The organism is Piscicoccus intestinalis NBRC 104926, assembly GCF_001515525.1.
GTDB classification, from domain to species: Bacteria; Actinomycetota; Actinomycetes; order Actinomycetales; family Dermatophilaceae; genus Kineosphaera; species Kineosphaera intestinalis.
On the sequence record NZ_BCNQ01000277.1, the window covers coordinates 1 to 1,856 of the forward strand.

2 protein-coding genes are annotated in these 1,856 nt (G+C 62.6%); both read left to right on the forward strand.

Going from position 1 to position 1,856, the window contains the following annotated elements:
• Positions 1–665: RHS repeat-associated core domain-containing protein (locus tag PINTE_RS21165; protein ID WP_169798595.1), on the forward strand; the 665-nt coding region annotated here is incomplete at its 5' end.
• A 241-nt stretch (positions 666–906) separates the two neighbouring features.
• Positions 907–1,452 carry an RHS repeat-associated core domain-containing protein gene (locus tag PINTE_RS21170; protein ID WP_068434560.1) on the forward strand — a complete coding sequence of 182 codons (546 nt, stop codon included), beginning with the start codon at positions 907–909 and terminating at the stop codon, positions 1,450–1,452.
• Positions 1,453–1,856 lie beyond the last annotated feature (404 nt).

The window sequence follows — 1,856 nt, forward strand, 5'->3', positions numbered from 1 at the left end:
CCCACGGGGAGCAGATCGGGCATTCCCTGCTCGGGATCGCCTCCCAGATCGACCCCGGCGGGGCGGCCCAGAAGACCCTGCGCGGCCCCAACGGCAAACCGTTGGCCGTCATCCGCGGGACCGGGGCCGAGCAGCGCGTCGGATACCTCATCCCGGACCGCCTCGGCAGCATCATCGGCCTCATCGGCGCGAACACCGCCGGTGGGTCGAACGCGGTCAAGATCGTGTCCTACGCCTACGACCCCTACGGCAACATCCGCTCCGCCCCCGGCCTGGACGAACCCCTGGCCTGGTGGAACACCCTCACCTGGACCGGCGCACCCCGTGACCTGCAAACCGGGCTCTACCGCCTCGGCGTGCGCTGGTACGACCCGGTCACCGGACGCTTCACCACCCCCGACCCCACCGCACAGGAAACCAACCCCTACGCCTACGCCGGCGGGAATCCAAGCAACAGGATCGACCCAACTGGAGGGGGGTGGGGCGAGAACATCAGCCTCGCGGCTGGAGTCGTCGGGTTAGCGGCATTAGGGGTTGGCGCCGTGACCGCGAGTCCCCTTATCGCCACGGCTGCAGCCACGGTTGGCGTTTATGCGGGCATTGTAGGAGTCGCGTCCACTGCTGCATGCCATTCGAGTATTCGGAATGAGCGGTCGGAATGCTGAGGCCTGATCTCTCACCGTTCAGATTCGCGTTTGCTGCGATATGTTTCTTGGCCGCGGTTGTGTTGGCATCGGTTGCGACTGTTCTCAACATTCGCAATCAGAATACTGTTGCAGCGTGGGTGTTTATTCTAATGTCATTGGCGTCGTTGACTCTAGTGCTTACTCTGGTAGTAGTAGGAGTTAGGCGGTTTCGACGATACGGATCACTGATGAGCCCCAAGCCTCCTCAAGGTCCTATGAAATGAACGAGGTATGCGAGCGGCGCGTCGGATACGTGATCCCGGACCGGCTCGGCAGCGTCATCGGCCTCATCGGCGCTGGTGGCGGGTCGAACGCGGTCAAGATCGTGTCCTACGCCTACGACCCCTACGGCAACATCCGCTCCGCCCCCGGCCTGGACGAACCCCTGGCCTGGTGGAACACCCTCACCTGGACCGGCGCACCCCGCGACCTGCAAACCGGGCTCTACCGCCTCGGCGTGCGCTGGTACGACCCGGTCACCGGACGCTTCACCACCCCCGACCCCACCACCCAAGAAACCAACCCCTACACCTACGCCGCAGGCAACCCCTGCAACACCACAGACCCCACCGGCAGTTGGGGCATGTCGCTTGCCCAGGGTGGATGTTTGGTTGCGACTTCTTTGCTTTCAGCTGATATTGGAGTGGCCGTTGGTCTTGGTCTCGCCCTTGCGCCGGTCACGTGGGGAAGTAGTGTGGTTATCGGCGCTGGAGTGTCGTTCGCTACTTCCATCCTCGGAGGCGTGATGTGCGCGGCAATCGAGTAGTGGCCAAACTGATGGCAATCTTGCCAGGCATGGCCATTGCGCTAATGGCGATCGGCATAACTGCAGTAGGGGTAGGCATCGCGTTCGGACATATTTTGATCTCCGCTATCGGATTGGGTGCCATTTGCTTTTCTTCATTTCTGGCAGCCAATTTTTTCTTGGGTCCGTATTCCGCCAGAAAGCGCTAGGCCGCTGCGGCGGGATATCTTGTGGTGCGGCCCTCGGAGGCCTGGCAGGTTGTGTCGGTGGGATTTTTTCCGCCCAGTACTTGGGCACCGCACACTCACAGGAATCGCAGCCTAAACCACACTCCGAAAAATCGGGGACACTCCACGGGACCGCCGCGGCCGGGGACGACTGGGTCAACGTCTCCCAGCGGGAGGCGACGATCTCTCCGATCGGGG